Below are 24,792 nucleotides of genomic sequence, written 5' to 3'. Positions count from 1 at the left end.
TTCTGTCAATAATAAAATTTAAATTAAAAAAAGAGGCAGAATACCGAGTATTGTAGAACCAATTGCACAGAGGGCAAGGACTATTTCAACATCTCTTGAGAGCGATGCGGCTGGCCTTTTTAAAGGTTCTTTCATATACATAAACATTACTACTCTTAGATAGTAATAAGCAGAAACCACAGTAAATAAAACAGCAATTATGACAAGCCACACTAAACCAGCTTTTATAGCCTGAAGGAATACGTTAAATTTAACAATAAATCCTACTGTAGGCGGAACACCAGTTAGAGAAAACATGAAAATTAGCATGACAAAAGCTATGAGCGGATGATATTTATGTATGCCTTTATAATTTTCAATGCTTTCTTCGTTTAAGGCAATGACCACTGCGAAAGCACCTATGTTCATGAATGTATACACAAGCATATAGGTGACAACAGCGTTTAAACCTGCCTGAGTTCCGGCAATTAAGCCTAAAATCACATATCCTCCGTGAGCTATTCCTGAATAGGCAAGCATTCTTTTAATATTTTTCTGAGATAAAGCGAGAATATTTCCTATAGCCATAGAGAGGATTGAAAACAGTATTAAAAAACTACTCCATTGAAGATGGTAAGCAGGAAAGATTTCTATTAATATTCTTGCAAAAGCACCTAAAATCGCAACTTTGGGCACAGTAGATATGAAAGCAGTAACAGACGTTGGTGCTCCTTCATAAACATCTGGAGCCCACATATGAAAGGGCACAAGGGCTATCTTAAAACAAAAACCTACTATAAAAAGACTAAGTCCACCAATTAGAAGTTCTGAAGAGGTATTGACAGCCTTTATTATATGAATAAAATCCGTTGATTTTGTTGCACCGTAAATAAGAGCTATACCAAAAAGAGTTATTACCGTCGAGAGACCTCCAAGCATAAAATATTTTATCGCTGCTTCGTTTGCTCTAATATCATACTTTCTAATGGCTACAAGAGCATAGAGGCTTAAAGACATTAGCTCAAGGGACACAAAGAAACTAATCAACTCCCGACAAGATACGAGAAGCATCATGCCTGTAGAGGCAAAGACAACCAATGCTATTGACTCTTTTATCAAAATATACCCTTTGCTTAAAGAGGAAGAAATAAGAAGAAGAGACAGGATAGTGCCTAAGAGTAAAATTATCTTTATATAAACGGCAAGAGAGTCATTTAAAAAGAACTCACCAAAGGCTTTTCCTTCAAAAATAGGTATAGTAGGAATTAGTGATAGTATTAATACAACAGCACTCCATACCAGAACTGACCTGTTAATTCTCAGTAAACCAAGCAAGAGTAATAATGAAGCAAGAGAAGTTAAAATGATTTCAGGAATGATAGAATTAAAATCCAAAGGAATCTGGGGAATGGTCATTTCATGACTCCTATAACAGAATTGAATTGATTGAGAAGCTCCTTAACGGATAAATCCATAAAGCCAAGCAAAGCATTGGGAAAGAAACCAATCCAGAACACAGCTAAAATTAGTGGCAAAAGTATGATTATCTCCCGTGTATTCAAATCTCCATCTTCATTAATATGCTCTGAAATATATCTGTTTGTTTTTTCAAAAAACACTCTTTGAAATAGCCACAGCATATAGGCTGCTCCTGTTATAAGAGCCGTTGCGGCAAGGACACTCATTATTTTCCAAGATTTAAAAGCTCCAAGCAGAATTAAAAATTCTCCTATAAAGCCATTTGTTCCTGGAAGTCCTATTGAGGCAAGGGTGAATATCATAAAAAATGCTGAATAAAGTGGCATTACTGTGGCAAGTCCTCCGTATTTGGCAATTTCTCTTGTGTGAGTCCTTTGATAAACAATTCCAACACATAAAAATAGAGCACCTGTTACTATTCCATGGTTTATCATCTGAAGAATCCCACCCTGCACACCCTGATGATTAAGGGCAAAAATTCCGAGTGTGACAAAGCCCATATGGCTTACAGAGCTATAAGCTATAAGGCGTTTTAGGTCTTTTTGGACTAAACATATTAGAGCTCCATATACAATTGCTATAACAGAAAGTATTAGCATCACAGGAGTCATAGCAACAGTTGCCTCAGGAAACATAGGTATATTGAATCTTAAAATACCATAGGCACCCATTTTTATTAGTATACCCGCCAGAATTACACTTCCTGCAGTAGGAGCCTCTGTATGAGCATCTGGCAGCCATGTGTGAACAGGCCACATGGGCACTTTTACAGCAAAAGCAGCAAGAAAGGCCCAGAAAAGCCAGAGTTGCATTTTATAGGGATAGGCAAACTGAGAAAGCTTCAATATGTCCGAAGTTCCTGTATAGATATAAAGGACAATTATTCCGATAAGCATAAAGAGGCTTCCGATAAATGTGTAGAGAAAAAACTTTATTGCCGCATAAAGTCTGTTCGGACCACCCCATACACCCACAATAAGATACATTGGAATCAGCATGGCTTCCCAAAAGATATAAAAAAGAAAAGCATCAAGACTCATGAAAACACCAATCATGGCTGAATGAGTAATCAGAAGAGATATATAGAACTCCTTAACTTTTTTGTTTATCTCATTCCAAGACACAAGCACACACAGAATAGTAAGGAGACTGCTGAGTAAGACAAAAAGCACACTTATACCGTCGATACCTAAGGAGTATTTTATTCCCCATTGAGGAATCCACATATACTCTTCTCGGAACTGCATCGCTGTCGAGTTTCTATCAAAAGACAAATAGAGAGGTAAACTCAGCATGAATTCTATAACGGCTATAATTAACGAAGCAATTTTTATAAGCTCCTCTTGCTCTCTTTTAATTAAAAGAATTATTCCTGACCCAACTACAGGGAAGAAAATTAGAGTTGAAAGCACGGGATAGCTGATTTTATCAAAAAATACTCCCAAGGAAACGATAACAACCCCTGAAAGTAAAAATATTAAAAGAGTTAATAGTAACCTTCTTTTTAAGAGTTCTGTGCTTGCTTGTAAATTTTCAAGTTCAGTCTGCATTGTTTACCTCACACACTAAAGATTATGAACAGAATTATACATATACCTATGACCATCAAAATCGCATAATGCTGTAAGTATCCTGTCTGAAGCTTGCTTAACTCCTTACCAGCTTTATTGCATAGGGCTGGAATACCATTTACAATGCCTTCAATTAATTTTTTGTCCGTCAATTTTTCAACCACATTTGATGAAATCCATAACGTAGGCTTCACAAAGAGAAAATTATAAATTTCGTCAAAGTAATACTTATTCCAAAGCAATCTGTAAGCTGCTTGAAATTTAGTGTAAAAAACATCAGCAATCTTTGGTTTGATAACATATATATACCAAGCAAAGAAAATTCCCGAAACTCCTGCTAAAACAGAGCCGTATACAACAACTTTTTGATTCTCCTTTGGCATAGCTGAAATTCCCTCTCCAAGAAGTGGCTCCAAGAAACTACTTATAGACAGATACCCAGCTAATACAGAACAGATTGCAAGAATGATTAAAGGATAGGTCATTACTCTTGGTGATTCATGGACGTGCTTCAAAGTCTCTTCATCTCCCCTAAACTTTCCATGAAAAGCAACAAAGAGTATGCGGAAAGTATAGAAAGCTGTTAAAGCTGCTGTTATTGTGGCAAGAATCCAAAGAATTTTACCATAACCTTTCGGAGAAGAATAGGCAAACCAAAGTATCTCGTCCTTGCTGAAAAAGCCTGACAGTCCTGGTATTCCTGAAATGGCTAAAGCGGCTATTAAAAAGGTTAAGTATGTTATGGGCATCTTTTTTCTAAGCCCACCCATCTTAAAGATATCAAGCTCTCCTGCCATTGCATGCATAACACTACCGGCGCAGAGAAAAAGCAATGCTTTAAAAAAGGCATGGGTGTAGAGATGAAAAATGCCTGCTCCATAGGCAGCAAGACCACAAGCTAAAAACATGTATCCAAGCTGGCTAATGGTAGAGTAAGCGATAATTCTCTTTATATCTCTCTGCACAATGCCAATTGTGGCAGCCATGAAACTTGTAATTGCTCCTGTGAAGGCCACTACAGCAAGGGCAGTCTCTGAGAGGCCAAAAAGAGGATTAAGCCTTGCCACCATAAATACTCCTGCTGTTACCATTGTTGCAGCATGAATGAGTGCACTCACAGGCGTAGGTCCTTCCATGGCATCGGGAAGCCATACATGCAGAGGTAACTGAGCAGATTTGCCTATGGCACCGCAAAACAGAAGAAGGGCAATCAAAGTTATCAAGTCTATATTCATGCCAAGAATATTCAGCGTCTGACCTTGTAATTCCGGTAATTTAGGAAATATATCAATATAGTTTATGGTGTGCACGCTTACAAAAAGAAGAAAAATACCTATAGCAAAACCAAAATCGCCTATTCTGTTTACTATAAAAGCTTTCTTCCCTGCATCAGAGGCCGATTTTTTCTTATACCAGAAGCCTATTAGAAAATATGAACATAAGCCTACTGCTTCCCATCCAAAGTAAAGCTGAAGCAAATTATTGCCCATTACAAGCATCAGCATGGAGAAAACAAATAAATTCAAGTAAGCAAAATATCTTGCATAGCCATCATCGCCGTGCATGTAACCTATGGAGTAGATATGCACAAGAAGGCTTACAGTAGTCACAACAACAAGCATTACTGCCGTTAGTTGGTCAATGAGATAACCAAAAGTTACAGTAAAATCTGCAGAAAAAATCCATGTATAAAGATTATACTGAATTGTCTTGCCTGACAAAACCTCAGAAACAGCGACAAGAGATATTATAAAAGATGCAACTATAGATGAAATTGCAACTATATTTACAAATTTTGTACTACTCAGTCTTCCAAAAATTATATTCACAAAAAAACCTAAAAGCGGAAACAGGGGAATTAATACATAAAGACTTTCCATTCTAACCTCTCAACCTTATTATTTCATCGGAATGGTTTACTCCCGTAGCCCTTACAAGAGCAAGAACAATGGCAAGTCCAACAGCAGCCTCTGAGGCAGCAAGGGCTATTGAAAAAAGCACAAAAACCTGACCGATAAAATTTCCGCCATAATAACTGAAAGCGGCAAAACTTATATTTACGGCATTAAACATTATTTCAAGGCACATGAGCATGACTATCAAATCTCTTCTTATGAGAAAACCGATAAAACCTATAGTAAATAAAGTGGCGCTTAAAAGCAGATATTCGTTTATCATTTCTCCTCCCTCGGAGACTTTCTTGCAATAATTATTCCCGCCACAAGAGCTATAAGAAGCACCACTGAGAGAATCTCAAAAGGTAGCAGATAGTAGGAGTAAAGCAGACTTCCCAAAAGATTGACATCATTAGGAGGCGGAGGATTAGAAGATACTTTTACATTTTTTACAAAGCCATAAAAAACTGCGAAAAACAGTAGACTTACCAGTATTCCAGCACCAGCAAATCTGACAAATCTTCTATGTTTTAACTCTTCTTTAATGTTCATAACCATTATGGCAAATACAAATAAAGCAAGAACTCCTCCCACATAGACAATAATCTGTATTACCATCAGAAATTCAGAATTTAAAAACAGAAAGACTGCTGCCACATGGAGAAGGAAAATTAAAAGAAAAAAGGCACTGTGAATTATATTCTTTGAGACTATAACAGCAATGCTTAAAATAGAAAGGCTCAGATAAAAGTATATGAAAAAAGCCTGGTCAACTGCCGTCTGATTCATCAGTAACCTCCCTCTTTATCTCTACAACTCTTCTAAGCGGTATAGGAGCTTGTTCTCTCTTTGTCTTAGGCCATCTTGAAGGGTCTATACCAGGTGGTTGCCAGAATTTATTGAAATAAAAATCTTTATGCCATCTTTTGGCAAAGTCATCCCAATTCTTGAGAAGCTTCTCTTTGTTGAACACAAGACCTTCTCTTCTGTAGGATGAATACTCATAGTCTTCTGTCAGCACAAGAGCACAAACAGGACAAGCCTCTACGCAATAGGCACAGTAAATACATCTTGAAGCATCTATGATATAGTCTATAACGACCATTTTATTTTCTGTTTTCTCTCTTTTTATATGAATGCATTTCGAAGGGCACACAGTAGTGCATCTCATACAACCAATGCATTTGTCATTACCTGAAAAGGGGTCTCTCACAAGAGCGTGTCTACCACGAAAGCCCTCATGGACCTTTCTTTTCTGAGAGGGATACTGAATTGTTACTGTCTTGCTGAAAAGCATCCTTAATGTAAGAGCTAAGCCTTTGAAAATCTCTATTAAAAAAACCTTATTCAGTATCTCTCCAACTCTCATTCTTACCTCAGCTGTAATATTTAATTATAGAAGTTATAACTATGTTTATTAGAGCGAGGGGAATTAGCACTTTCCATCCAATTGACATGAGCTGGTCATATCTATAGCGAGGAAGCGTTCCCCTGAGCCAGAAAAACAGAAACATATGGAAGTATACCTTTAGAAGAAACCAGACAACTCCGGGAATTATTCCAATAAAAGGAAATATTTCAACCAAAAATGGGGGCACTGTCCATCCCCCCCAAAAACAAATTGTGGCCAATGCAGACATGCAGAACATGGCAAGATATTCGGCAAGATAGAACAGCGAAAACCTTATTCCCGAGTATTCTACAAAATAGCCAGCCACAAGCTCAGTCTCTGCCTCAGGCAGGTCAAAAGGGACTCGATTAGTCTCTGCAAGCATAGCAACTACGAAAACAAAATATCCAATTATCTGAGGAAGTAAGAACATTCCCATAGGATATTGAGCCTGTTTGTTGACGATTTCCGTAAGATTGAAAGACTCTGCCATGAGAATAACACCCACAAGACTCATAGCAAGAGCTACCTCATAGCTTATCATCTGAGCAGCAGACCTTAAGCCTCCAAGAAAAGCGTATTTTGAATTTGATGACCAACCTGCAAAAATTATTCCGTAAATTCCTATACCAGCAATTCCTAAAACATAGAGAATTCCCACATTAATGTCTGAAATAACCCATCCTTCTGAAACAGGAATAACAGCAAAGGTGCTCAATGCAGCAGTAAGGCTAATGAGAGGAGCAATGGTAAATATACGTCTGTCTACAGCAGAAGGAATAATATCCTCTTTAAATATAAGCTTTATAATGTCAGCAATAGGCTGTAAAATTCCATGAGGTCCCACCACCATAGGACCAAGTCTTAGCTGAATATGACCTATTACTTTTCTCTCTGCATAGGTAGCATAGGCTACATGAAGCATGAGCAGCCCAAAGTAAATTGCTGTTTTTATGATTGTTACAGCAATTAAATACAAAGTATCCATTATCTGTCACACTCTCCCAGAACAATGTCTATAGAGCCAATGTTTGCTATTACATCAGCAATTAATGCTCCTTCGCATAGTTTTGGTAAAACGCCAGCATGCACAAAGGATGGAGCCCTTACTCTCATTCTATAAGGCTTAGCAGAGTCATCACAGACAATATAAAAACCGAGTTCTCCTCTTGGTGCTTCCACAGAGGCATAAACATCGGTAAACTTCTTTATAAAATCCTCTATGTTCCTATCTTCAACATATATCTCAAATTGTATATCGTTTTTGTCTATTTTAAGCGGCGAAGAAGGCATTCTTATTTTCGGAGATTCCTCTGCAAGAATTGCTCCTTCTGGGAGCTTCTCTATACACTGTTTTATTATTCTTGCAGACTGTCTGAATTCGAGCATCCTGCATTTATACCTGTCATAGATATCTCCATTTTTTCCAATGGGCACTTCAAAATCAACCATGTCATAGGCATCATAGGGGAAAAATTTTCGCACATCGTAGTAAACACCTGACCCTCTGAGAGTAGGTCCTGTTAATCCCCAATTTATTGCTTCTTCTGCAGTAATAACTCCTACACCTTTTGTTCTCTTAAGCCATACTCTGTTTTTATCTATTAAAGTTTCATACTCTTCGACTCTTTCAGGAAATTTGTTAATGAAATCAGAAAGTTCATTAATAAACTCCTCGTTTATGTCACACCTTACTCCACCAACTCTTGGATAGCTAACGGTTAGTCTTGCTCCAGTAACCATTTCAAAAAGCTCAAGCAGTTTTTCCCTATCTCTCATAGCATAAAGAAAAACAGTCATAGCTCCTATGTCAAGGGCATGAGTGGCAATCCATACAAGATGGCTGCATATTCTTGCCATCTCAGAAAGAATTGTTCTTATAAATTTTGCTCTAAGAGGCACTTCAATGCCCATGAGTTTTTCTACGGCAATACAAAAACCAACATTGTTAACCATACTTGAAAGATAATCAAGCCTGTCTGTAAGGGGAAGGGATTGAACATACGTGAGGTCTTCTGATAACTTCTCAACTCCTCTGTGTAGATAACCAATGTAGGGGATGCACCTTTTTATTACTTCTCCCTCTACTTCAAGAACTAATCTGAGCACCCCATGCGTAGCGGGATGCTGAGGCCCCATGTTTATGATTAGCTCTTTTGTGTTTTCAAGATTCATTATCTTTCCAACCTCTTGCTGCTTCCTTTAATTCTCTATAAGTTTTCCATTCTTTATCACCTAAGTCGCTATGAACAGGATAGTCCTTTCTGAGTGGAAATCCATTCCAGTCTTCTGGTAAGAGAATTCTTCTCAGGTCAGGATGACCTTTAAAAATTATTCCGAACATATCAAAACATTCTCTCTCAAACCAATCTGCCGTCTTCCAGATATCTGCAACCGATGAAATACAGCAACCCTGCTCGGGTACTTCAGCCTTTATCCTTATTCGATGCCTATGTTTTATGGACATCAAATGATAGACCACATCAAAACGAGGTTCTCTAAAACCAAGATAATCAACGGCAGTCAGGTCTATGAGATAGTCAAATTCAAGTGAAGGTGTGTTTTTTAAATAAAGTAGTATTTCTCTATTTTTTTCTTTCTTAACTGTAACGTCACACTCATTTCTAAAACATCTATACCAAAGAATCTCTTCTGGAAAGCTATCTTTTAATCTCTTCACTATTTCGGTGGGATTCATCTTTCGCTCCAAATTTAGAATTCTCAATTAGGCATACACCAGAAAGACATCTCTCTCTGTAATAGGATTCATTTTTTATTTTTTCCTGCAGATTTAATATTCCTTCAATTAACGCCTCTGGTCTTGGAGGACAGCCGGGAATATAAACGTCTACAGGTAGTATCTCATCTACTCCCTGCACAGTGCTGTAAGTGTTAAATATGCCACCACTACAGGCACAACTTCCCATGGCTATAACATATCTCGGCTCAGGCATTTGATGATATAGGTTAACTACAACAGGTGCCATCTTTTTGCTAACAGTTCCTGCCACAATCATCACATCGGCCTGTCTTGGCGAGGCTCTAAATATAACCCCAAATCTGTCAAGGTCATAGTGTGATGCTCCTGCAGCCATCATTTCAATGGCACAACAGGCAAGACCAAAAGTAAGAGGCCAAAGAGAAGAGCGCCTTCCCCAGCTTGCAATTTTATCAATGGTTGTGATAATCGTATTTGCTGCTGGAACTACCGTAACTCCCTTTTCTACTTCCACCGCTTCTGTGTGATTGTCAAAAATCTTTATTAAACCTGACAAATCAGTCTTTCCTCCAGTTAAAGATATTTTTACCAAGTGCGTAAAAATAACCAATTAGGAGAATAAAGATAAACAGATACATCTCCAATAAAGCATAGAAGCCTATTTTTTTGTATACGAGCGCCCAGGGATATAGGAATACTGTCTCCACATCAAAAATGACAAACGCTATAGCAACAATGTAAAATTTAACATTAAACCTCTCCCATGTATCTCCTGTAGATGGTATACCGCATTCGTAAGCAGTTAGCTTTAATGTATAAGGTCTTTTAGGTCTGAAAAACTTACTAACTAAAAGCATGGCAACGCCAATCGCGATGGATATCGCTATGACTAAAAGCACTGGTAAATATTTATCTCTTAATAAAATTTCAGACCCCATCTTCTCCCAAAAAATTAGGTATAGTTAAATACAATAACAAATTTTTAAGTAATGTTAAAAGAGAAAATTAAAAAAAATCGAATAACTGGGTGTGCTAATCTAAAAACTTAGCCTTCCATTAGCATACCCAGTTTTAAATTAATTATTCTGCTTTTTCACCAGAGGCAGATATTTCCTCCTCCTTAAGAAGACGTTCCCAGTTTTTATCTATGGCTTGTTGAATAGCTTCAATCATCTGCTCTCTGCCGGGCTCAAAGATATGCTTAAATCTTCCCTGAGCCTTTAAAAATTCAACTATCGGTTTTTTCTCTTTTGGTTTGACTGTAACTCTTGTAACACCGTTTTCAACTTCATAGAGAGGCCAGAAACATGTCTCCACCGCCAGTCTGCTAAGTAAAATTGCGTCATCTGTCCTGCTTCTCCAGCCTCTGTTACAGGGTGTGAAGATGTTTATAAACTTAGCTCCCGGTGTTTCTATTGCTTTTCTTACTTTTTTCATTAAATCTGGCCAGTGGCTGGGAGATGCTTGTGCAACATAAGGTATTCCGTGAGCAGCCATTATTCTTGTTAGGTCTTTTCTCTGTTGGGGTTTCCCTGGTATTACTGCTCCTGCCGGGCATGTTGTTGTATCTGCAAAGGTTGGAGTAGCTCCAGAACGTTGAATACCCGTGTTCATATATGCCCCGTTGTCATAGCAGACATAAAGCATATCATGACCCCGCTCCATTGCGCCAGATAGACTCTGAAAACCTATATCATAAGTGCCACCATCACCGCAGATGGCAATAAATTTAATATCCCTGTCAATTTTACCCTGCTTCTTCAAAGCCCTATACATTGTTTCAACGCCAGAAAGAGTAGCGGCGGCATTTTCAAAGGCATTGTGAATCCAAGGAATTTTCCAGGCTGTGTATGTTGATATACATGAAGAAACCTCAAGACATCCTGTAGAAGAAGCGGCAACAACAGGGTAATCACAGGCAGCAAGCAGAATCATTTTTACAACCGTAGGAGCTGCACAGCCTGCGCAAAGACGATGACCTGCGGTAAATCTTATCTCCTGTTTTGATAACTCTTTCAAATTAAGTGGTGTAGCCATTTTACTCCCTCACTCCTATGTATTCTTTTAAGCTACCTACCTTGCCAGTTTTAGCAATTTCCATCAGCTCTTCTATCACTTTAGCTGCTTGTTCTGGCATATAATCTCTTCCGCCAAGCCCATATATCCTGTTTATAAGTAAAGGTTTTTGCGAATAGTTACATAGACTTGCTGCAATGTCAAGGTAAAGAGGACCGTAAGAGCCACCAAAGGCATCGGCTCTGTCAAGAACGCAAAGTGCTTTAAGATGTTTTAGAGCATTACCGATTTCCTCATATGGAAATGGTCTAAAAAGTCTTGGCTTTAATAGTCCTACTTTCACTCCCCTCTGCCTGTATTCATCTATAACATCTTTTGTTGTTCCTGCCGCCGAATTTAAAATAACAATTCCTATCTCCGCATCTTCAAGCCTGTATGCTTCAAAAAACCCATATTTTCTACCAGATATCTTCTCGAACTCTTCAGCTACCCTTAAGACAACTTGAGGAACTTTTTTATATGTTTCTGAATGGGCTTTTCTCACTTCGTGATAAAGGTCTGTGAGAATAAGTGGACCAAAGCTTTTGGGATTATCTACATCAAGCAAAGGAAACAGAGGCTTGTAGTCTCCAACAAAACTCTTAACTGTTTCGTCGTCGAGATACTCAATTCTTTCTATGGAGTGGCTTATTATAAAACCGTCATAGCAAACCATCACTGGAAGCCTGATATCCATATCCTCAGCAATTCGGAAAGCCTGAATTGTATTGTCATATGCTTCCTGCGCATTTTCACTCCAAAGTTGAATCCAGCCACTGTCTCTTGCTCCCATTGCATCGGAGTGGTCACAGTGTATATTAATCGGAGCAGAAAGGGCTCTGTTTACGACAGGCATTACAATGGGCAACCTGAAACCTGCAGCAATGAATAAAATCTCCCACATTAAAGCAAGTCCTTGGGAAGAGGTCGCTGTTGCTACTCTTCCTCCTGCTGCAGCCGCTCCTACACAGGCACTTAAGGCAGAATGCTCACTTTCAACCAAGATTAATTCTGTTTTAACTTGCCCGTTTGATACAAAAGAAGCAAATCTCTGCATAAGCTCTGTTTGAGGGGTAATGGGATAGGCTGCACATACATCGGGCTCTATCTGACGAAAGGCGTTTGCTACTGCTTCATTTCCTGTGACTGCTACAACCTTTGTCATTATTTGACCTCCTCTTCCATTACAATTGCTTTATTACCCTTTTTCCCAGGACACTCAACAGCACATATACCACAGCCCTTACAGTAGTCGTAGTCGAATTCTCCTCTTTTACCATCTTTAACTTTTACCGAATTGTCAGGACAATACAACCAGCAAAGAAGACAGTGTATACAGTTTTCCTCAATCCACTTTGGCCTATATGCCGCTCTCCAAGAGCCTGTTTTAATTTTCATAGCACTTCCTGCCTCTAAAATTACCATTCCTGGCGGTATATCTTTCCATCCAATCATCCTTCTCTCACCTCCTCGTAACCTCTCTTTACAGCAAGGAGGTTACCGTCTATTATTTTTTGAGAAAACTTTTTGCCAAAGCTTTTCCTTACATCCTCCAGAACAGTCTCAAGGCTTACAAGTCCTGTTACTCTGTTTAAAGCTCCAACCATAGGGGAATTAGGCATCGGTCTTCCAAAACAATCAATGGCAATCTTGGTAGCATCAACGACATAAAGCTTTTGTGAAGGCTTTAAATTAAGCTTTTTTCTTAATTCTGCAGGGTCTTTAGAGGAATTTATTATGAATTTAGTATCGTCTTTCGCACCTTCAGTCACATCAATACTTTCTATTAACGTGGGGTCTACTATTACGACCACATCTGGATTTGTGACAGGGCAGTGCATTCGTAGTTCGTTAGAGCTTATCCTGTTGTATGCTCTGAGGGGTGCACCTGCTCTTTCAGGTCCGTATTCTGGGAAAGCCTGAACATATCTACCACCGCTTAGGCAAGCATCGGCGAATACTTTAGCTGCTGTAACCGTTCCCTGTCCACCTCTACCATGCCATCTTATCTCAACCTTTTCCATGAGACACCTCTCAAGTAAAAATTTTTAACTATTTTAACAAAATCTTAACAAATTCTCAAGTTTTTTTTATAGATTAATAAAAATAATAAATAGGCCTATAAATACTTTCAATTTAAAGAAATTTTCTATTTTTCAATCTTGTTTTTGTTTATAAAACGGTATGAGTAGTAAACAATCAGGGCAACAATTAATGCTAATATCACAAGTCCTACAAGGTATTCCATGAAAATCATTCCCTTCTTAATATTTTCAAGAAATTTTCCACCTATGAAGCCTGCGGAGACCATTATTGAAAGCACTACAGCAGAACCAAAGGCATCAATTAGAAGAAATTTCCTTACTGATACTCTTGTAATGCCTGCGAGAATGAAAGCTTGCGCCCTGAAGCCAATTAACAACCTTGCCAATAACATAATTAAAGTGCTATGACGAATAAACTTCTGCTCAAGAAAGTAAAATCTGGAAGGAGAGAGAATTTTACTAAATCTTTTATTCAAAACAATTCTTCTGCCAAACTTTCTGCCGCTATAGTAAAGCAAAAAATCAGAGACCAACAAACCCACATAGGAAGTAATTACTGCTGGAACAGGTTGAATTATATCAAAAGATATCAGCATCCCACAGGCAATGAGAATTAAGTCTTCAGGAAAAAATGGAACACCAATTCCTCCCAGAATAAGAAGTATAAATAATCCAGGATAGGAAAACTTAGCGATAAATGAATATGAATCCATTGTAGAAAGAAACGGAGAGGCAGGGATTCGAACCCTGGGTAGAGCTTTTGGCCCTACAACCGCTTAGCAGGCGGCTGCCTTCGACCGACTCGGCCACCTCTCCAAGCTTAATGGTTAATAATAGCATTCTTTACCTGATTCTTGCAAGGTAACCACTTTTAATCTGGTCTAACAGTCTCATGAGCTTTTCACTGTTCTTTGCCATCTCATCCATAAGCTTTCTTACCCTCTCATGTTCACCTGCATTGTGAGCAATAACTATGTCTTTGCCAATTAAATGACAGGCTCTGTGTATATCCTCTATTTCTCTGAAACCAGCGATATCTTTGAACTTTTGACCTTCTTCGCTATGATACCATTTTCCAAAACCGCAAGACTTATAATCGGCAAGTCTTTCAGGGTCTAATCTGTCTATACCTCTTAGATGAGCATGAATTCTAACCATCATTCGTTCATGGTCTCCTTTGAATATGTCAAAAATCATCTCCTGCGTCTTCTTGGTCTTTACAACAGAGGCAGTATGCCTGAGGTCTGAGGAGATATGAAGAATTTCATAGGCATCCTTAACTATAATTTCGGCCAACTTTTCTATCTCTGAGGCTATCCTTGCGCTTTCTTCAATATTTCTTGCCACTTCCTCACTGGCTGCAGATTGCTCTTCCACTGCTGTGGCAATCTGCGTTATCTGGTCTTTCACTTTTATTACGGAAGAGACAATCTCTCCAAGGGAATCTCCTATAATGTTTACAGCCTCTGTAACTTCTTTAACTTCCTTGAGTTCTCTGTTCATTGACTGAGCTGTCTCGGAAGTGTCTCTCTGTATTAATCCTATCTTATTTGCTATTTCCTCAGTGGCTTTAATAGTTCTTTCAGCAAGTTTACGCACTTCGTCAGCTACTACTGCAAATCCTCTGCCCTGCTCTCCTGCCCTTGCTGCCTCAATTGCAGCATTAAGGGCAAGCAGATTTGTCTGGTCTGCGATATCTTTAATTACCGTTACTATTTCTCCAATTTCCGAGGCACTGTTATTTAATTTTGTAATCATCTGACCTAATTCATTAGTTGTTTCATAGACAGTGTTAACTTTCCTTACAGCTATCTGAGCAGTATCCTGTCCTTTCTTTGCCATCTCCATGGCCTCTGAGGCTGTTTCAGAAGCTTTAGAAGCATTGTTGGCGATATCTGTTATTGTCTGAGTCATCTCTTCAGCAGCAGTTGCTATCTGATTAGCCTGCTGAGATTGCTTTTTAGATGCCTCAATGGTGTCATTTATTATGTGATTACATTTGTCCACAGACATAGCAAGCCTTTGAGAATAATCAAGAGATTTATCCGTAAGATTAATAAAAGCGTGAAGAACCTTGTTGGCACTCTGGGCAAGCCTGCCGATTACATCAACTCTGTCTTTAAATTCTATGGTGACTGTTAAATCTCCTTCGGCAATTCTTTGAAGAGTTCTATCAAGAAGATTTAAAGGTCTGTGGGTAATCATGTAGGTTACATAAACAATAGCAGAGGAAGCGATGATACCGAGAAAACCCAGGATGGCAAAGGCAAGCTGAAGGTTTGTGACTTCCTTTTTAATCTGTTCTGGAATCTCCTTTGAACCAAAATAAGCCACCGTATCTTTCACAATCCAGTAAACTCCGTATCCTGTGACCAAAACCGTAGCGATGATACCAAAAGTAATTGCAATAGCAAGAGGCAAAATCATCTTCCAGCGGAGCTTAATTTTTCTGTCCAATTCTCTTAAAAAATTCATGTCCCCCCTCCTCATACTTTAAATCTAAATGTTATTATATCACCGTCTTTCACCTCGTATTCTTTGCCTTCAAGCCTTAAAACTCCCTTCTGTCTGGCAAGATTAATATCGCCATTTAGAAGGATAAAATCATCATAAGATATTACTTCTGCTCTTATAAAGCCCCTTTGAATGTCCGAATGAATCTTACCAGCGGCATACAGAGCCTTTGTTCCTCTTTTTATACTCCAAGCCCTTACTTCCTGCGGTCCTGCTGTGAAAAAAGATATGTAATTCAGAACTTCATAGGCCTTTCTTATAACCTTTTTACTTACTGGCTCATCAATGCCCATGGCTTCAAGAAAACTGTTGATTTCCTCTTCAGGCAACTGGGCTATTTCATTTTCAAGAGTTCCGCATATAATTGTATAGCTGGAATCGGAGAGTTTTTGTTCGTTGAATGTTTTTTCATCGACGTTAATTACTGCAAAGGAGGGTTTTAAACTTATGAAGTTGAGATGCCTTATCTCTGCCAACTGTTCTTCAGCAAGTGCCAGTTCTTTTAAGGCCTTTCCTTCTTCTAAATGATTCTTAAAAAACTCAAGAACATCTCGCTCCTTTTGATTTATTTTCTGGCCTTTTTTTCGCTGTTCTTCCATTCGCTCAATTCTCTTAGTTACAAGGTCTAAGTCAATCATTAAAAATTCATATTCCAGCTCCGTTAGGTCTCTGAGGGGATTGATAAGGTCGAACTGGTATGGAACAGAGAGGTCATCAAAACCTCTTAATACGTAAATCAAAGCATCGGCATCGTATATCTCTCTGATTAATCTTGAGTTGTGAGAAAAATTATTCTTAATAAATCCTGCTGTATCAACACATTCAACAGTAGCAAAGGTAGTTTTTTTAGGGTTAACAATCTCGCTTAACTTTCTAAGTCTCGGGTCTTCAACTTTAAGTATGCCCTTATGGACTACATCAGCAGAGGTCATGCAGGAAGCGGTCTCTATTTTTTGATGTGTCATTGCATTGAAAATTGTTGTTTTGCCAGAGTTAGAGAAACCTACAAGGGCTATTTTCATATTCTACCTTCGAGGAAATTCTTTATTATTACCATTGCCTGAGAGATTCTCTGAAGCTTCATATTTCTCTTACGAATTTTCAAAGCATCATTAAAAGGAAAAGGTTCAGCCCTGATTTGTCTGTCTTTCTTTATCAAAATATCAAGAAGTTCCCTTAGCTCTATATCCCGAAATTTCTTGCAGAAAATTGGATTGACAGAAGTAAAGCCTTCTGCTATATCATTGGCTATAGCTGATAGAGATTTACTCCTTCCCTCCATTGCCCTCTTCTCTTTTTCTGTTTAGTATAATTGAAACCCATATTCCTATCTCATATAGAATTATCATCGGTACTGCCATAAGGGTCTGATTAAAAGCATCCGGTGTAGGAGTTATAATTGCTGCCACAATAAAGGCAAGCAATATGGCAAGCCTTCTGTATTTTTTAAGAGTTTGGGGCGTAATCAATCCCATTCTTGTGGTTATGACAATTAAAACGGGCAATTCAAAGACAAAACCAAAGGCCAGTAAAAACTTCAACAAAAAATCAATATACAATCCCACAGAAAGCATCGGCATCAGAAAATCTCCGACTTTGTAGTTTAGAAGAAAACTCATAGCAAAAGGTAAGACGATTAAATAACAGAAGGTTACTCCCACGAGAAAAAGACCGGTTGCAGCAAGAACAAAGGGAAGAACATATTTCTTCTCATGTGAATAAAGGCCTGGAGAGATGAATTTCCATATTTCATAGAATATAACGGGTATGGTGAGAATAAAGCCACTTACGAGGGCTATCTTCATGTTCATCCAGAAGGCTTCGGCAGGACCTAAAAATATAAGCTTTGTATTCTGCAGTTTCTGTTCGGGGACAAAAACTAAACCTTCTTTTAATGAAAACTGAGGAGAATAATTTAGCGGAAATAGCAAAAGCTCAAAGATGGCCTCTGACTGACTGAAGGTTATTATAAAAGCAACAACAAGAGCAACAAGGCAGATTACTATTCTCTTTCTCAGTTCTGAGAGATGTTCCACCAATGACATTTTTTGTTCTTCCATTCATCCCTACTCCTTTTTCTCTATCTCTCTTTTAGCAACCTTCTCAATGTGTTTATCTATCCTTAAATCTTCAAGAGAAGGCATATCCTTGAAAAGTTCGTTTTTTAGTTCAAGAGGGTTTTTTATATCCTTTTTTGCCTCATCAACCTTTTCCTTAACTTCATCTATCTCCTTCTCCATCTCAGACTTAGCACTTTGAAAAGCTTTCTTTATCTCATTCATTGTTTTTCCAAGAGTATAGCCAAGTTCAGGTAGTCTTTTGGGCCCAAAAACAAGTAAAGCCACAATGAATATTACGATTAACTCTTGAATTCCAAGGTCAAACATAGGATTATTATAACATTAATCATTTGTGTCTACAATTTTTTTGTATCTCTGCTTTTCTTTGGGAAGAACAAAGGTTATACCGAACATTAGTCGGAGGTCTGGAGTTCGATTCCTAATATCGAAACCAGCTCCTACAGTTGTGTATGAGAAATCGTTAACTTTTACCCTGTAACCAAGCCTCCATTCAATGAGGTCTATTTTTCCTTTATCTATGGCCTTTCGTCCTATTATTTCAAAGAGTAATGTTGAGTTATAACTAACATTAAGCTCTGAGCCTAAGTTTATGTTCCAGGTCTCTTTCATCCCATATTTCTCAGGTCGAAAATACAGAAGATTTCCATGAGCCCTTACAGGTCCTACCTTTTTAGTAACTATCAATCCTCCGCCAATTCCTCCTTCTGTGGAAAAATCTTTTGAGCCAAAATCGCCAGAGACAAATAATAGATAGGCAACAGCAGGCGTAAAGGTTGTCTCTTCAATAAATCTGTGTTTGATACCAAAGTTTAAATCTTCAGCACCACTTGTATTTATTGAATTATGGTAGACAAGATTGTAAGGTAAATTAAGAGATACTTCTACATTATTGGTAAGACCATATGAAATATTCAGATTAGTCCTCTGTATTTGAGGGTCGTTTGTAAACTCAAAGTTCATGTCAAGGGCAACCTTATTCTGATTCAGCGAGTCTGCTGAAAACGTTGAAAACACCGAAAAAGGAGCGGTCGGAGAAAAACCCTTTCTGTCGAAAGCATTGGCATTGGAAAAAATACTGAAAAGTAAAACTAAAGCAACAAGTATTTTTTTCATTTAAAGAAAAGCATATCAAAAAAAACATAATCTGTCAAATACTTTCCTCCACAGCCCTTCGGGAAACTTTTATAGCACAGAATTCTCCACACATGCTGCAAACCTTTTCATCCTCAATAGGTGGCCTTTCAGAGCGCATAGAAAGAACTTTCTCTGGGTCAAAGGAAAGTTCAATCTGACTTTGCCAGTCAAATTCTCTTCTTGCTTGTGCCATTTTTCTGTCTCTCTCCCATGCTTTTGCATATCCCTTTGCAAGGTCTGCGGCATGAGCAGCAATGCGAGAGGCTATTACGCCCTCCTTCACATCTTCCTTGTTAGGCAACCTTATGTGTTCTGAAGGTGTTACATAGCAAAGGAAATCTGCCCCATACATTCCTGCAAGAGTGCCACCTATAGCTGCAGCTATGTGGTCATAACCCATTGCACAGTCAGTTACAAGAGGACCTAAAACATAAAAAGGCGCTTCTTTGCAGATGCTTTTCTGAAGCTTTATGTTGGTCTCCACATGATTAAGGGGGAGATGGCCAGGACCTTCGATTATGCATTGAACTCCCTCTGATACAGCTATTTCTTTTAGCTTGCCAATTGTTATAAGCTCAAGGAGCTGATATCTGTCGGTAGCATCCATAAGACAGCCTGGTCTTAATCCATCGCCAAGACTCAAAGTCAAGTCGTATTTCTTGGCTATTTCAATAAGTCTGTCAAAATACTCATAAAGGGGGTTTTCCTTTCCGTGATAGCAAATCCAATCGGCCAGAAGAGAACCGCCTCTGCTAACAATTGGTAATACTCTATCATTATTTTTAAGCATTTCAACTATTTTCATTGTCACACCACAGTGGACAGTTATAAAATCAACTCCATCCTTAGCATGCTCTTCAATGATCTCGAAAATATCCTCTACAGTCATTTTTACAAGGCTTCCGTATTTCTCCTTTGCCCTCACAGCAACCTCGTAAATAGGCACTGTTCCAATACTTACAGGAGAATGCTTTATAATGGCATTTCTCATCTCTCGTAAAGGTCCGCCCGTTGAAAGGTCCATGACAGCGTCAGCACCGTATTTAACTGCAATATGAAGCTTTTCAAGCTCTTCCTCTATGTCAGTCTTATCCCTTGATGTGCCAATGTTAGCATTTATCTTCGTTCTAAGAGATTTTCCAATGCCAAGGGGCTTTATGTTTCTTAATATATTTCTTGTTATAACTGCCCTTCCCTCTGCTATATTCTTGGCAAGGTCTTCCGCAGAAATTCCTTCCTCCTGAGCCACCTCTTTTACTTCATCAGTTATTAAACCTTTTTTAGCCATTTCAATCCTTGTCATATCTATTCTCCTGTGATTTTAGATTATAAATGAAATTACTGTTTTCGCTCATGAGATATCTTTGGACATTTCTAAACTCGCTACGCTACAGCCGCAAAACTCGCCTTTCAGGCTCAAACAGTTGCGGCTGTCTACACTTCGCTTCGTTAAGAAATGTTTCCCAAAGATATCTAAATCGCTCAATACAGTAATTTATCTTTCAAATACCCCCTAAGATTTCGCTAAATCTCTTCACAGTTCCCTCAATATCCTTCTGGGCAAGTATTCCACTTATCATAGCAACACCGTCACAGTATGGTATTACATCATGCACATTGTCCAAGTTGATACCTCCGAGCGCAAAAACCTTACATTTAACCGATTGTTTAACTTCCCTTAAACTTTCAACTCCCTGTGGTTCTCCATACTGAGCCTTAGAAGCTGTATAGAAAATTGGACTAAAGGTGATAAAATCAGCCCACTCTGATGCCTCTCTTGCCTCATCAATAGAATGCGTTGATACGCCAATGAGAAACCTTTCTTTCCAGACCTTTCTTACCACATGGGCTGGAAAACCACTCTGAGGAAGATGAACTCCGTCTGCATCAACAGCTAATGCTATGTCAATCCTATCGTTTATAAAAAGCAAAGCATCGTTTCTCTTTGTAATCTCTCTCATTTTTTTTGCAAGACCGTAATACTGCTTTGCTGTTAAGTCCTTCTCTCTTAGTTGAAACGCTTTAACTCCAGCCTTAAGTGCCCTATCAACTGCCATAGTGAAGGATTCTTCATCGGAGAAAAGCTTACTGTTTCCAATAAGATAAAGCTTAAAGTTCATGTTAACATTCCCTCAATAGGCGAACTTGCAGAGGCATAAAGTTTTTTAGGGATTCTTCCCGCCCTGTAGGCAAGTCTTCCTGCAATACAGGCATGCTTTAATGCCTCGGCCATCATAATTGGGTCTTTTGCGCCTGCAATTGCTGTATTAACAAGCACTGCATCGCATCCGAGCTCCATGGCAATTGAAACATCTGATGCTGTGCCCACTCCTGCGTCCACAATAACAGGAATGTTTACTGTTTCAAGAATTATCTTTATGTTGTAGGGATTTCTTATTCCAAGACCCGAGCCAATGGGTGCTCCCAGAGGCATTACTGCCGCAGCTCCAGCATCTACAAGTCTCTTTGCTGTGATTGGGTCATCATTTGTGTAGGGAAATACTATAAATCCCTCTTTTGCTAAAATCTCCGTTGCTTTAAGAAGTCCGCATACGTCGGGGAAAAGAGTTTTTTCATCGCCGATTACTTCAAGCTTTATCATGTCTGAAACACCTGCTTCTCTTGCGAGCCTTGCATAACGAAGGGCATCTTCAACGGTGTAACATCCTGCAGTATTGGGAAGAATTTTATATTTCTTAGGGTCAATGTAGTCAAGGAGATTCTCCTTTGTCCGGTCAATAATGTTTACCCTTCTTACTGCCACAGTAACCACATCTGCTCCAGAGGCTTCAATTGCTCTTGCAGTCTCTTCAAAATCTCTATATTTACCTGTTCCAACCCAAAGCCTTGACTTAAACTCAATGCCTCTGATTATTAATGGGTCATTCATTTTATCCTCCTCCAACAAAATTGACGATTTCTATTGAATCGCCTTCTTTGATTTTATATTCACTAAATCTGTCTTTTCTTACAATCTCAAGGTTTACTTCAACAGCAACTCTCTGCGGATTTATAGAGAGTTCCTCAAGTAGTTCCATCAATGTTTCTGCCTTTATCTCCATCTCAGTGCCATTGACCTTAACCCTCATAGTCCCTCCAAAACAAAAAGCCTCTATCCCTGAGGATAGAGGCTGAGATTTTTTCAGTCTCTCCCGTTCCCTACGCCGGTATTATCCGGATCAGGTTCAAGGGGTCTTCCCTCAACGGGAACTCTCAGGTCCTACAAGGACCTCCCCCAGGGATTAGTTAATTTTATAAATTTTCATATAGAGGTGTCAATTGCCAAAAAATCTGCTATCGGAAAATTAAAAACTCATAGCCGAAACTGATAAAATATCTAAATGAAATTTAAAGTGGTTAAAAATGACGGCCTCGCAAGAACAGGGATAATTGAGACTTCGAGAGGATTAATTCATACGCCTGCTTTCATGCCTGTAGGCACAAACGGAACTGTGAAAGCCATGACTCCTGAAGAAATATCTGAAATCGGCTATGAAATAATCCTTTCAAATACCTATCATCTTTACCTTAGACCAGGACACGAAGTGATAAAAAAGTTAGGTGGTATACATGACTTTATAAACTGGCAAAAACCAATTCTTACAGACAGCGGTGGTTTTCAGATATACAGTCTTGCATCACTGAGAAAAATAACCTCAGAGGGTGTAGAATTTCGCTCCCACATAGACGGTTCATCTCACTTTATAACACCGGAAGGAGCAATAGAAATACAGTTAAGTCTCAATTCAGACATACTCATGGTTCTTGATGAGTGTGTTCCCTATGGGGCTGAAAGAGAGTACGTGGAAAAATCTCTACTTCTCACCAATGAATGGGCAAAAAGATGCAGAGACTACTTTGAAAAAAGAAAAAGAAAAAATTCTCTTTTTGGAATAATTCAAGGCGGCTTTTACCCTGACCTGAGACTGAAGGCTTTAGAGGAACTGGTCAAAATGGATTTTGATGGCTATGCAATAGGTGGTGTCAGCGTGGGAGAACCTAAAAAAGAAATGTATGAGACCGTTAAAAATACAGCACCAGCCATGCCTGAAGACAAACCAAGATATCTGATGGGAGTCGGAGACCTCCTCGATGTTATCTATGCCGTAGAGCACGGCATAGATATGTTTGACTGTGTTATGCCCACAAGAAATGCCAGAAACGGCACGCTCTTTACTTCAGAGGGAAGGATTAGCATAAAAAGAAGTGAGTTTAAAGAAGACTCCTCGCCATTAGACCCATTATGCGACTGTTATACCTGTAGAAATTACTCAAGAGCATTCCTACGCCATCTTTATATGTGCAGGGAAATTCTATCAATGAGGCTCAATACGATTCATAATCTGTATTTTTACTGCCGTTTTTTTGAAAATATGAGACACGCTATAGAAAAAGGAGAGTTTTCAATCTTTAAAAATCAGTGGATACCTATTCTTGAGAGAAATTTTAATTCAGATTAAATGACTTCCGTCACAGCTTGAAGCAGAATTTAGCTCATAGAAACCTTCTCTGCAGGAGGAAAAAGTAAGAGAAAGGCTGTCGCATATCTGCCTTGCGCTTAAAATTATTGACTTTCTCACTTCATCTTTTAAATACCAAGCATTAGATTTTTTTGTGCCCTCTTTGAAATACATAGGTTCAATTTTTCTTGACAAATCTGGAAAAACTCTCTTCAACCTCTGCCAACTATCCAGTCTTGGTTTAAAACTGCTAAAAGTTACATGGCCTATTCCGCAGTCTTTTGCCATTTTCAGTATTGATTCAATCTCCTCCTCATTTAGCAAGGGAATTATAGGGTCAAGTCTTAGACCTGTTGGAATTCCTGCTTTGCTAAGTTCTTCCAAAGACTTAAACCGCTCCAAAGGCGGAGGAGCGAATGGTTCAAGTTTGTCTGCAAATTTCAAGGTTGTTACTGTTATAGTTACAGCAGATTTTATATTTTTTAGTATATCCCTATCTCTACAAACCAGACTGCTTTTGGTTATTATTAACACTCTCATATAATGTTTTCCAAAGATTTCAAGACATTGTCTTGTAATGCCAAGATTAGCTTCCATAGGTGGATAAGGGTCTGAGGTGTTGCTAAGAGAAATTAGAGAATCTTGGTGTATTCTTTTTATTTCCCTTTTCAATTTTTCAATAAGGCCAGGTTTTGTGCGACATTTGAAGAAATTTTTAATATAGGATGAAGCGTAACAGTAAACACAGCCATGAGAACAACCGGTATACGGGTTAAGTGAGTATTTGGATGGACAGGTGCATAGTTCGCTTTTCCAAGGGTCAAATTCACGAAGATACATGCTCTATTATGCATTAAGAGCAAATTTTCACTCAAACAAAAAAGTTTGATTTTTTTTCTTTTTGTAGTGTATAATTGGCAATCGATGAATTTATTTGCCAACAAAGAGCAGATAAGAGGAATCGTAGAAGCCCTCTTGTTCGTATCTGAAAAACCTCTTTCAGTAAAATTTTTGAGTAATCTTCTTAGTATCGAAGAAAGTGAGGTAAAAGCAGTAATATCTGAACTCGCTGATGAGAGAAAAAATAAAAAATCTGGTATAATAATAGTGCAATTAGAAGAATCTTATCAGATGGTAACTAATCCTGAATACGGAGAATGGATAACGATATTTAAAAAATTTAATTCCAACAACAGGCTCTCTGAACAAGCAATTGAAACTCTTTCTGTAATCGCTTATAAACAGCCAATTACTAAGGCAGAAATTGAAAAAATAAGAGGAGTCAACTCAGACCATGCTATTAAAAGTCTCCTTGAAAAGAGACTGATAAAAATTGTAGGAAAAAAGGAAGTGCCGGGCAGACCTTTTCTTTACGGAACTACGAGAGAATTTTTAAGGCTCTTCGGAATATCAAGCTTAAAAGAACTGCCCGAAATTTCTCAGTTTGAAAAAATCAATGTTGCTTAGAGG

At 38.5% G+C, this 24,792-nt stretch carries 29 protein-coding genes, 1 tRNA gene and 1 riboswitch; of the genes, 2 read left to right on the top strand and 28 right to left on the bottom strand.

Translation table 11 applies throughout. The annotated features are described in order from the left end of the window. Positions 1 to 18: 18 nt before the first annotated feature. The 27 genes from ACZ430_RS09620 to thiS all read right to left on the bottom strand — a co-directional run bounded on the left by ACZ430_RS09620 (position 19) and on the right by thiS (position 21,951). Positions 19 to 1,395, bottom strand: a complete 1,377-nt coding sequence (locus tag ACZ430_RS09620; protein WP_297211498.1) for an NADH-quinone oxidoreductase subunit N — start codon at positions 1,393 to 1,395, stop codon at positions 19 to 21. Continuing rightward, complete coding sequence (locus ACZ430_RS09615; RefSeq protein WP_297211501.1) at positions 1,392 to 3,008, bottom strand: NADH-quinone oxidoreductase subunit M; 1,617 nt, start codon at positions 3,006 to 3,008, stop codon at positions 1,392 to 1,394. Before ACZ430_RS09615 ends, ACZ430_RS09620 begins: the two co-directional genes overlap by 4 nt. Positions 3,009 to 3,016: 8 nt before the next feature. Continuing rightward, the gene (gene nuoL / locus ACZ430_RS09610; protein ID WP_297211504.1) at positions 3,017 to 4,909 is read right to left on the bottom strand and encodes an NADH-quinone oxidoreductase subunit L; all 1,893 of its coding nucleotides are present in this window, start codon (positions 4,907 to 4,909) and stop codon (positions 3,017 to 3,019) included. Position 4,910: 1 nt separating this feature from the next. Next, positions 4,911 to 5,207, bottom strand: a complete 297-nt coding sequence (gene nuoK, locus ACZ430_RS09605; protein ID WP_297211506.1) for an NADH-quinone oxidoreductase subunit NuoK — start codon at positions 5,205 to 5,207, stop codon at positions 4,911 to 4,913. Next, positions 5,204 to 5,713, bottom strand: coding sequence for an NADH-quinone oxidoreductase subunit J family protein (locus ACZ430_RS09600; protein ID WP_297211508.1), 510 nt, complete (start codon positions 5,711 to 5,713; stop codon positions 5,204 to 5,206). Before ACZ430_RS09600 ends, nuoK begins: the two co-directional genes overlap by 4 nt. Continuing rightward, positions 5,694 to 6,293, bottom strand: coding sequence for a NuoI/complex I 23 kDa subunit family protein (locus tag ACZ430_RS09595; protein WP_297211510.1), 600 nt, complete (start codon positions 6,291 to 6,293; stop codon positions 5,694 to 5,696). The genes ACZ430_RS09600 and ACZ430_RS09595 overlap by 20 nt, the downstream gene beginning before the upstream one ends. Before the next feature lie 7 nt (positions 6,294 to 6,300). Beyond that, positions 6,301 to 7,302, bottom strand: coding sequence for an NADH-quinone oxidoreductase subunit NuoH (gene nuoH, locus ACZ430_RS09590; protein ID WP_297211511.1), 1,002 nt, complete (start codon positions 7,300 to 7,302; stop codon positions 6,301 to 6,303). Next, a complete protein-coding gene (gene nuoD, locus ACZ430_RS09585) occupies positions 7,302 to 8,489 on the bottom strand; it encodes an NADH dehydrogenase (quinone) subunit D (protein ID WP_297211513.1) in 1,188 nt (395 codons plus the stop codon). The genes nuoH and nuoD overlap by 1 nt, the downstream gene beginning before the upstream one ends. After that, complete coding sequence (locus ACZ430_RS09580) at positions 8,479 to 9,012, bottom strand: NADH-quinone oxidoreductase subunit C (RefSeq protein WP_297211515.1); 534 nt, start codon at positions 9,010 to 9,012, stop codon at positions 8,479 to 8,481. The genes nuoD and ACZ430_RS09580 overlap by 11 nt, the downstream gene beginning before the upstream one ends. After that, positions 8,975 to 9,589, bottom strand: coding sequence for an NADH-quinone oxidoreductase subunit B (locus ACZ430_RS09575; RefSeq protein WP_440871073.1), 615 nt, complete (start codon positions 9,587 to 9,589; stop codon positions 8,975 to 8,977). Before ACZ430_RS09575 ends, ACZ430_RS09580 begins: the two co-directional genes overlap by 38 nt. Position 9,590: 1 nt before the next feature. After that, entirely contained in the window at positions 9,591 to 9,971 is a 381-nt protein-coding gene (locus tag ACZ430_RS09570; RefSeq protein ID WP_297210388.1) for an NADH-quinone oxidoreductase subunit A, read from the bottom strand. Between the two features lie 142 nt (positions 9,972 to 10,113). Beyond that, positions 10,114 to 11,070 (bottom strand): thiamine pyrophosphate-dependent enzyme, encoded by a 957-nt coding sequence (locus tag ACZ430_RS09565; protein ID WP_297210385.1) that lies wholly within the window; start codon positions 11,068 to 11,070, stop codon positions 10,114 to 10,116. 1 nt (position 11,071) lies between these two features. After that, the gene (gene porA / locus ACZ430_RS09560; protein WP_297210383.1) at positions 11,072 to 12,253 is read right to left on the bottom strand and encodes a pyruvate ferredoxin oxidoreductase; all 1,182 of its coding nucleotides are present in this window, start codon (positions 12,251 to 12,253) and stop codon (positions 11,072 to 11,074) included. Beyond that, positions 12,253 to 12,543, bottom strand: a complete 291-nt coding sequence (locus ACZ430_RS09555) for a 4Fe-4S binding protein (protein WP_297210380.1) — start codon at positions 12,541 to 12,543, stop codon at positions 12,253 to 12,255. Before ACZ430_RS09555 ends, porA begins: the two co-directional genes overlap by 1 nt. Continuing rightward, positions 12,540 to 13,112, bottom strand: coding sequence for a 2-oxoacid:acceptor oxidoreductase family protein (locus tag ACZ430_RS09550; protein WP_297210377.1), 573 nt, complete (start codon positions 13,110 to 13,112; stop codon positions 12,540 to 12,542). The genes ACZ430_RS09555 and ACZ430_RS09550 overlap by 4 nt, the downstream gene beginning before the upstream one ends. Positions 13,113 to 13,237: 125 nt before the next feature. Continuing rightward, on the bottom strand, positions 13,238 to 13,846 hold the full coding sequence (locus ACZ430_RS09545; protein WP_297210375.1) for a DedA family protein: 609 nt from the start codon (positions 13,844 to 13,846) through the stop codon (positions 13,238 to 13,240). 12 nt (positions 13,847 to 13,858) lie between these two features. Beyond that, positions 13,859 to 13,949 (bottom strand) — tRNA-Ser (locus tag ACZ430_RS09540). A 27-nt stretch (positions 13,950 to 13,976) separates the two neighbouring features. Further along, the gene (locus ACZ430_RS09535; protein ID WP_297210372.1) at positions 13,977 to 15,608 is read right to left on the bottom strand and encodes a methyl-accepting chemotaxis protein; all 1,632 of its coding nucleotides are present in this window, start codon (positions 15,606 to 15,608) and stop codon (positions 13,977 to 13,979) included. Positions 15,609 to 15,619: 11 nt separating this feature from the next. Further along, positions 15,620 to 16,669 (bottom strand): DUF933 domain-containing protein, encoded by a 1,050-nt coding sequence (locus ACZ430_RS09530; protein ID WP_297210369.1) that lies wholly within the window; start codon positions 16,667 to 16,669, stop codon positions 15,620 to 15,622. Further along, positions 16,666 to 16,929, bottom strand: coding sequence for a hypothetical protein (locus tag ACZ430_RS09525; protein ID WP_297210366.1), 264 nt, complete (start codon positions 16,927 to 16,929; stop codon positions 16,666 to 16,668). Before ACZ430_RS09525 ends, ACZ430_RS09530 begins: the two co-directional genes overlap by 4 nt. Next, positions 16,913 to 17,707 carry a twin-arginine translocase subunit TatC gene (gene tatC, locus ACZ430_RS09520; protein ID WP_297210363.1) on the bottom strand — a complete coding sequence of 265 codons (795 nt, stop codon included), beginning with the start codon at positions 17,705 to 17,707 and terminating at the stop codon, positions 16,913 to 16,915. Before tatC ends, ACZ430_RS09525 begins: the two co-directional genes overlap by 17 nt. A 6-nt stretch (positions 17,708 to 17,713) precedes the next feature. Next, positions 17,714 to 18,034: a Sec-independent protein translocase protein TatB gene (gene tatB / locus ACZ430_RS09515; protein WP_297210360.1), complete on the bottom strand. Its 321-nt coding sequence runs from the start codon at positions 18,032 to 18,034 to the stop codon at positions 17,714 to 17,716. A 15-nt stretch (positions 18,035 to 18,049) separates the two neighbouring features. Beyond that, positions 18,050 to 18,841 carry a hypothetical protein gene (locus ACZ430_RS09510; protein ID WP_297210357.1) on the bottom strand — a complete coding sequence of 264 codons (792 nt, stop codon included), beginning with the start codon at positions 18,839 to 18,841 and terminating at the stop codon, positions 18,050 to 18,052. A gap of 34 nt (positions 18,842 to 18,875) precedes the next feature. Beyond that, complete coding sequence (gene thiC, locus ACZ430_RS09505; protein ID WP_366934794.1) at positions 18,876 to 20,171, bottom strand: phosphomethylpyrimidine synthase ThiC; 1,296 nt, start codon at positions 20,169 to 20,171, stop codon at positions 18,876 to 18,878. 193 nt (positions 20,172 to 20,364) lie between these two features. Next, the gene (gene thiE, locus ACZ430_RS09500; RefSeq protein WP_297210351.1) at positions 20,365 to 20,982 is read right to left on the bottom strand and encodes a thiamine phosphate synthase; all 618 of its coding nucleotides are present in this window, start codon (positions 20,980 to 20,982) and stop codon (positions 20,365 to 20,367) included. Further along, positions 20,979 to 21,752 (bottom strand): thiazole synthase, encoded by a 774-nt coding sequence (locus ACZ430_RS09495; protein WP_297210349.1) that lies wholly within the window; start codon positions 21,750 to 21,752, stop codon positions 20,979 to 20,981. Before ACZ430_RS09495 ends, thiE begins: the two co-directional genes overlap by 4 nt. Before the next feature lies 1 nt (position 21,753). Then, complete coding sequence (gene thiS, locus ACZ430_RS09490) at positions 21,754 to 21,951, bottom strand: sulfur carrier protein ThiS (protein WP_297210346.1); 198 nt, start codon at positions 21,949 to 21,951, stop codon at positions 21,754 to 21,756. Positions 21,952 to 22,001: 50 nt separating this feature from the next. Then, positions 22,002 to 22,109, bottom strand: a riboswitch (TPP riboswitch). A gap of 94 nt (positions 22,110 to 22,203) precedes the next feature. Between thiS and tgt the strand changes: the two genes are divergently transcribed. Then, a complete protein-coding gene (gene tgt / locus ACZ430_RS09485; protein ID WP_297210343.1) occupies positions 22,204 to 23,322 on the top strand; it encodes a tRNA guanosine(34) transglycosylase Tgt in 1,119 nt (372 codons plus the stop codon). Here tgt and ACZ430_RS09480 read toward each other — a convergent pair. Next, on the bottom strand, positions 23,314 to 24,162 hold the full coding sequence (locus tag ACZ430_RS09480) for an SPL family radical SAM protein (protein WP_297210341.1): 849 nt from the start codon (positions 24,160 to 24,162) through the stop codon (positions 23,314 to 23,316). The genes tgt and ACZ430_RS09480 overlap by 9 nt on opposite strands. A gap of 84 nt (positions 24,163 to 24,246) precedes the next feature. Here ACZ430_RS09480 and scpB point away from each other — a divergent pair, with 84 nt between their 5' ends. Next, positions 24,247 to 24,789 (top strand): SMC-Scp complex subunit ScpB, encoded by a 543-nt coding sequence (gene scpB, locus ACZ430_RS09475; protein ID WP_297210338.1) that lies wholly within the window; start codon positions 24,247 to 24,249, stop codon positions 24,787 to 24,789. Positions 24,790 to 24,792: the final 3 nt, after the last annotated feature.

Source organism: Thermodesulfovibrio sp. TK500a (genome assembly GCF_055381765.1).
This window is presented reverse-complemented; position numbering and strand designations above follow the sequence as displayed.

Coding starts and splice junctions, on each gene's coding strand:
- ACZ430_RS09620 (WP_297211498.1), bottom strand. CDS start 1,395: ATGACCATTCCCCAGATTCCTTTGGATTTTAATTCTATCATTCCTGAA.
- ACZ430_RS09615 (WP_297211501.1), bottom strand. CDS start 3,008: ATGCAGACTGAACTTGAAAATTTACAAGCAAGCACAGAACTCTTAAAA.
- nuoL (WP_297211504.1), bottom strand. CDS start 4,909: ATGGAAAGTCTTTATGTATTAATTCCCCTGTTTCCGCTTTTAGGTTTT.
- nuoK (WP_297211506.1), bottom strand. CDS start 5,207: ATGATAAACGAATATCTGCTTTTAAGCGCCACTTTATTTACTATAGGT.
- ACZ430_RS09600 (WP_297211508.1), bottom strand. CDS start 5,713: ATGAATCAGACGGCAGTTGACCAGGCTTTTTTCATATACTTTTATCTG.
- ACZ430_RS09595 (WP_297211510.1), bottom strand. CDS start 6,293: ATGAGAGTTGGAGAGATACTGAATAAGGTTTTTTTAATAGAGATTTTC.
- nuoH (WP_297211511.1), bottom strand. CDS start 7,302: ATGGATACTTTGTATTTAATTGCTGTAACAATCATAAAAACAGCAATT.
- nuoD (WP_297211513.1), bottom strand. CDS start 8,489: ATGAATCTTGAAAACACAAAAGAGCTAATCATAAACATGGGGCCTCAG.
- ACZ430_RS09580 (WP_297211515.1), bottom strand. CDS start 9,012: ATGAATCCCACCGAAATAGTGAAGAGATTAAAAGATAGCTTTCCAGAA.
- ACZ430_RS09570 (WP_297210388.1), bottom strand. CDS start 9,971: ATGGGGTCTGAAATTTTATTAAGAGATAAATATTTACCAGTGCTTTTA.
- ACZ430_RS09565 (WP_297210385.1), bottom strand. CDS start 11,070: ATGGCTACACCACTTAATTTGAAAGAGTTATCAAAACAGGAGATAAGA.
- porA (WP_297210383.1), bottom strand. CDS start 12,253: ATGACAAAGGTTGTAGCAGTCACAGGAAATGAAGCAGTAGCAAACGCC.
- ACZ430_RS09555 (WP_297210380.1), bottom strand. CDS start 12,543: ATGATTGGATGGAAAGATATACCGCCAGGAATGGTAATTTTAGAGGCA.
- ACZ430_RS09550 (WP_297210377.1), bottom strand. CDS start 13,112: ATGGAAAAGGTTGAGATAAGATGGCATGGTAGAGGTGGACAGGGAACG.
- ACZ430_RS09545 (WP_297210375.1), bottom strand. CDS start 13,846: ATGGATTCATATTCATTTATCGCTAAGTTTTCCTATCCTGGATTATTT.
- ACZ430_RS09535 (WP_297210372.1), bottom strand. CDS start 15,608: ATGAATTTTTTAAGAGAATTGGACAGAAAAATTAAGCTCCGCTGGAAG.
- ACZ430_RS09530 (WP_297210369.1), bottom strand. CDS start 16,669: ATGAAAATAGCCCTTGTAGGTTTCTCTAACTCTGGCAAAACAACAATT.
- ACZ430_RS09525 (WP_297210366.1), bottom strand. CDS start 16,929: ATGGAGGGAAGGAGTAAATCTCTATCAGCTATAGCCAATGATATAGCA.
- tatC (WP_297210363.1), bottom strand. CDS start 17,707: ATGGAAGAACAAAAAATGTCATTGGTGGAACATCTCTCAGAACTGAGA.
- tatB (WP_297210360.1), bottom strand. CDS start 18,034: ATGTTTGACCTTGGAATTCAAGAGTTAATCGTAATATTCATTGTGGCT.
- ACZ430_RS09510 (WP_297210357.1), bottom strand. CDS start 18,841: ATGAAAAAAATACTTGTTGCTTTAGTTTTACTTTTCAGTATTTTTTCC.
- thiE (WP_297210351.1), bottom strand. CDS start 20,982: ATGAACTTTAAGCTTTATCTTATTGGAAACAGTAAGCTTTTCTCCGAT.
- ACZ430_RS09495 (WP_297210349.1), bottom strand. CDS start 21,752: ATGAATGACCCATTAATAATCAGAGGCATTGAGTTTAAGTCAAGGCTT.
- thiS (WP_297210346.1), bottom strand. CDS start 21,951: ATGAGGGTTAAGGTCAATGGCACTGAGATGGAGATAAAGGCAGAAACA.
- tgt (WP_297210343.1), top strand. CDS start 22,204: ATGAAATTTAAAGTGGTTAAAAATGACGGCCTCGCAAGAACAGGGATA.
- ACZ430_RS09480 (WP_297210341.1), bottom strand. CDS start 24,162: ATGTATCTTCGTGAATTTGACCCTTGGAAAAGCGAACTATGCACCTGT.
- scpB (WP_297210338.1), top strand. CDS start 24,247: ATGAATTTATTTGCCAACAAAGAGCAGATAAGAGGAATCGTAGAAGCC.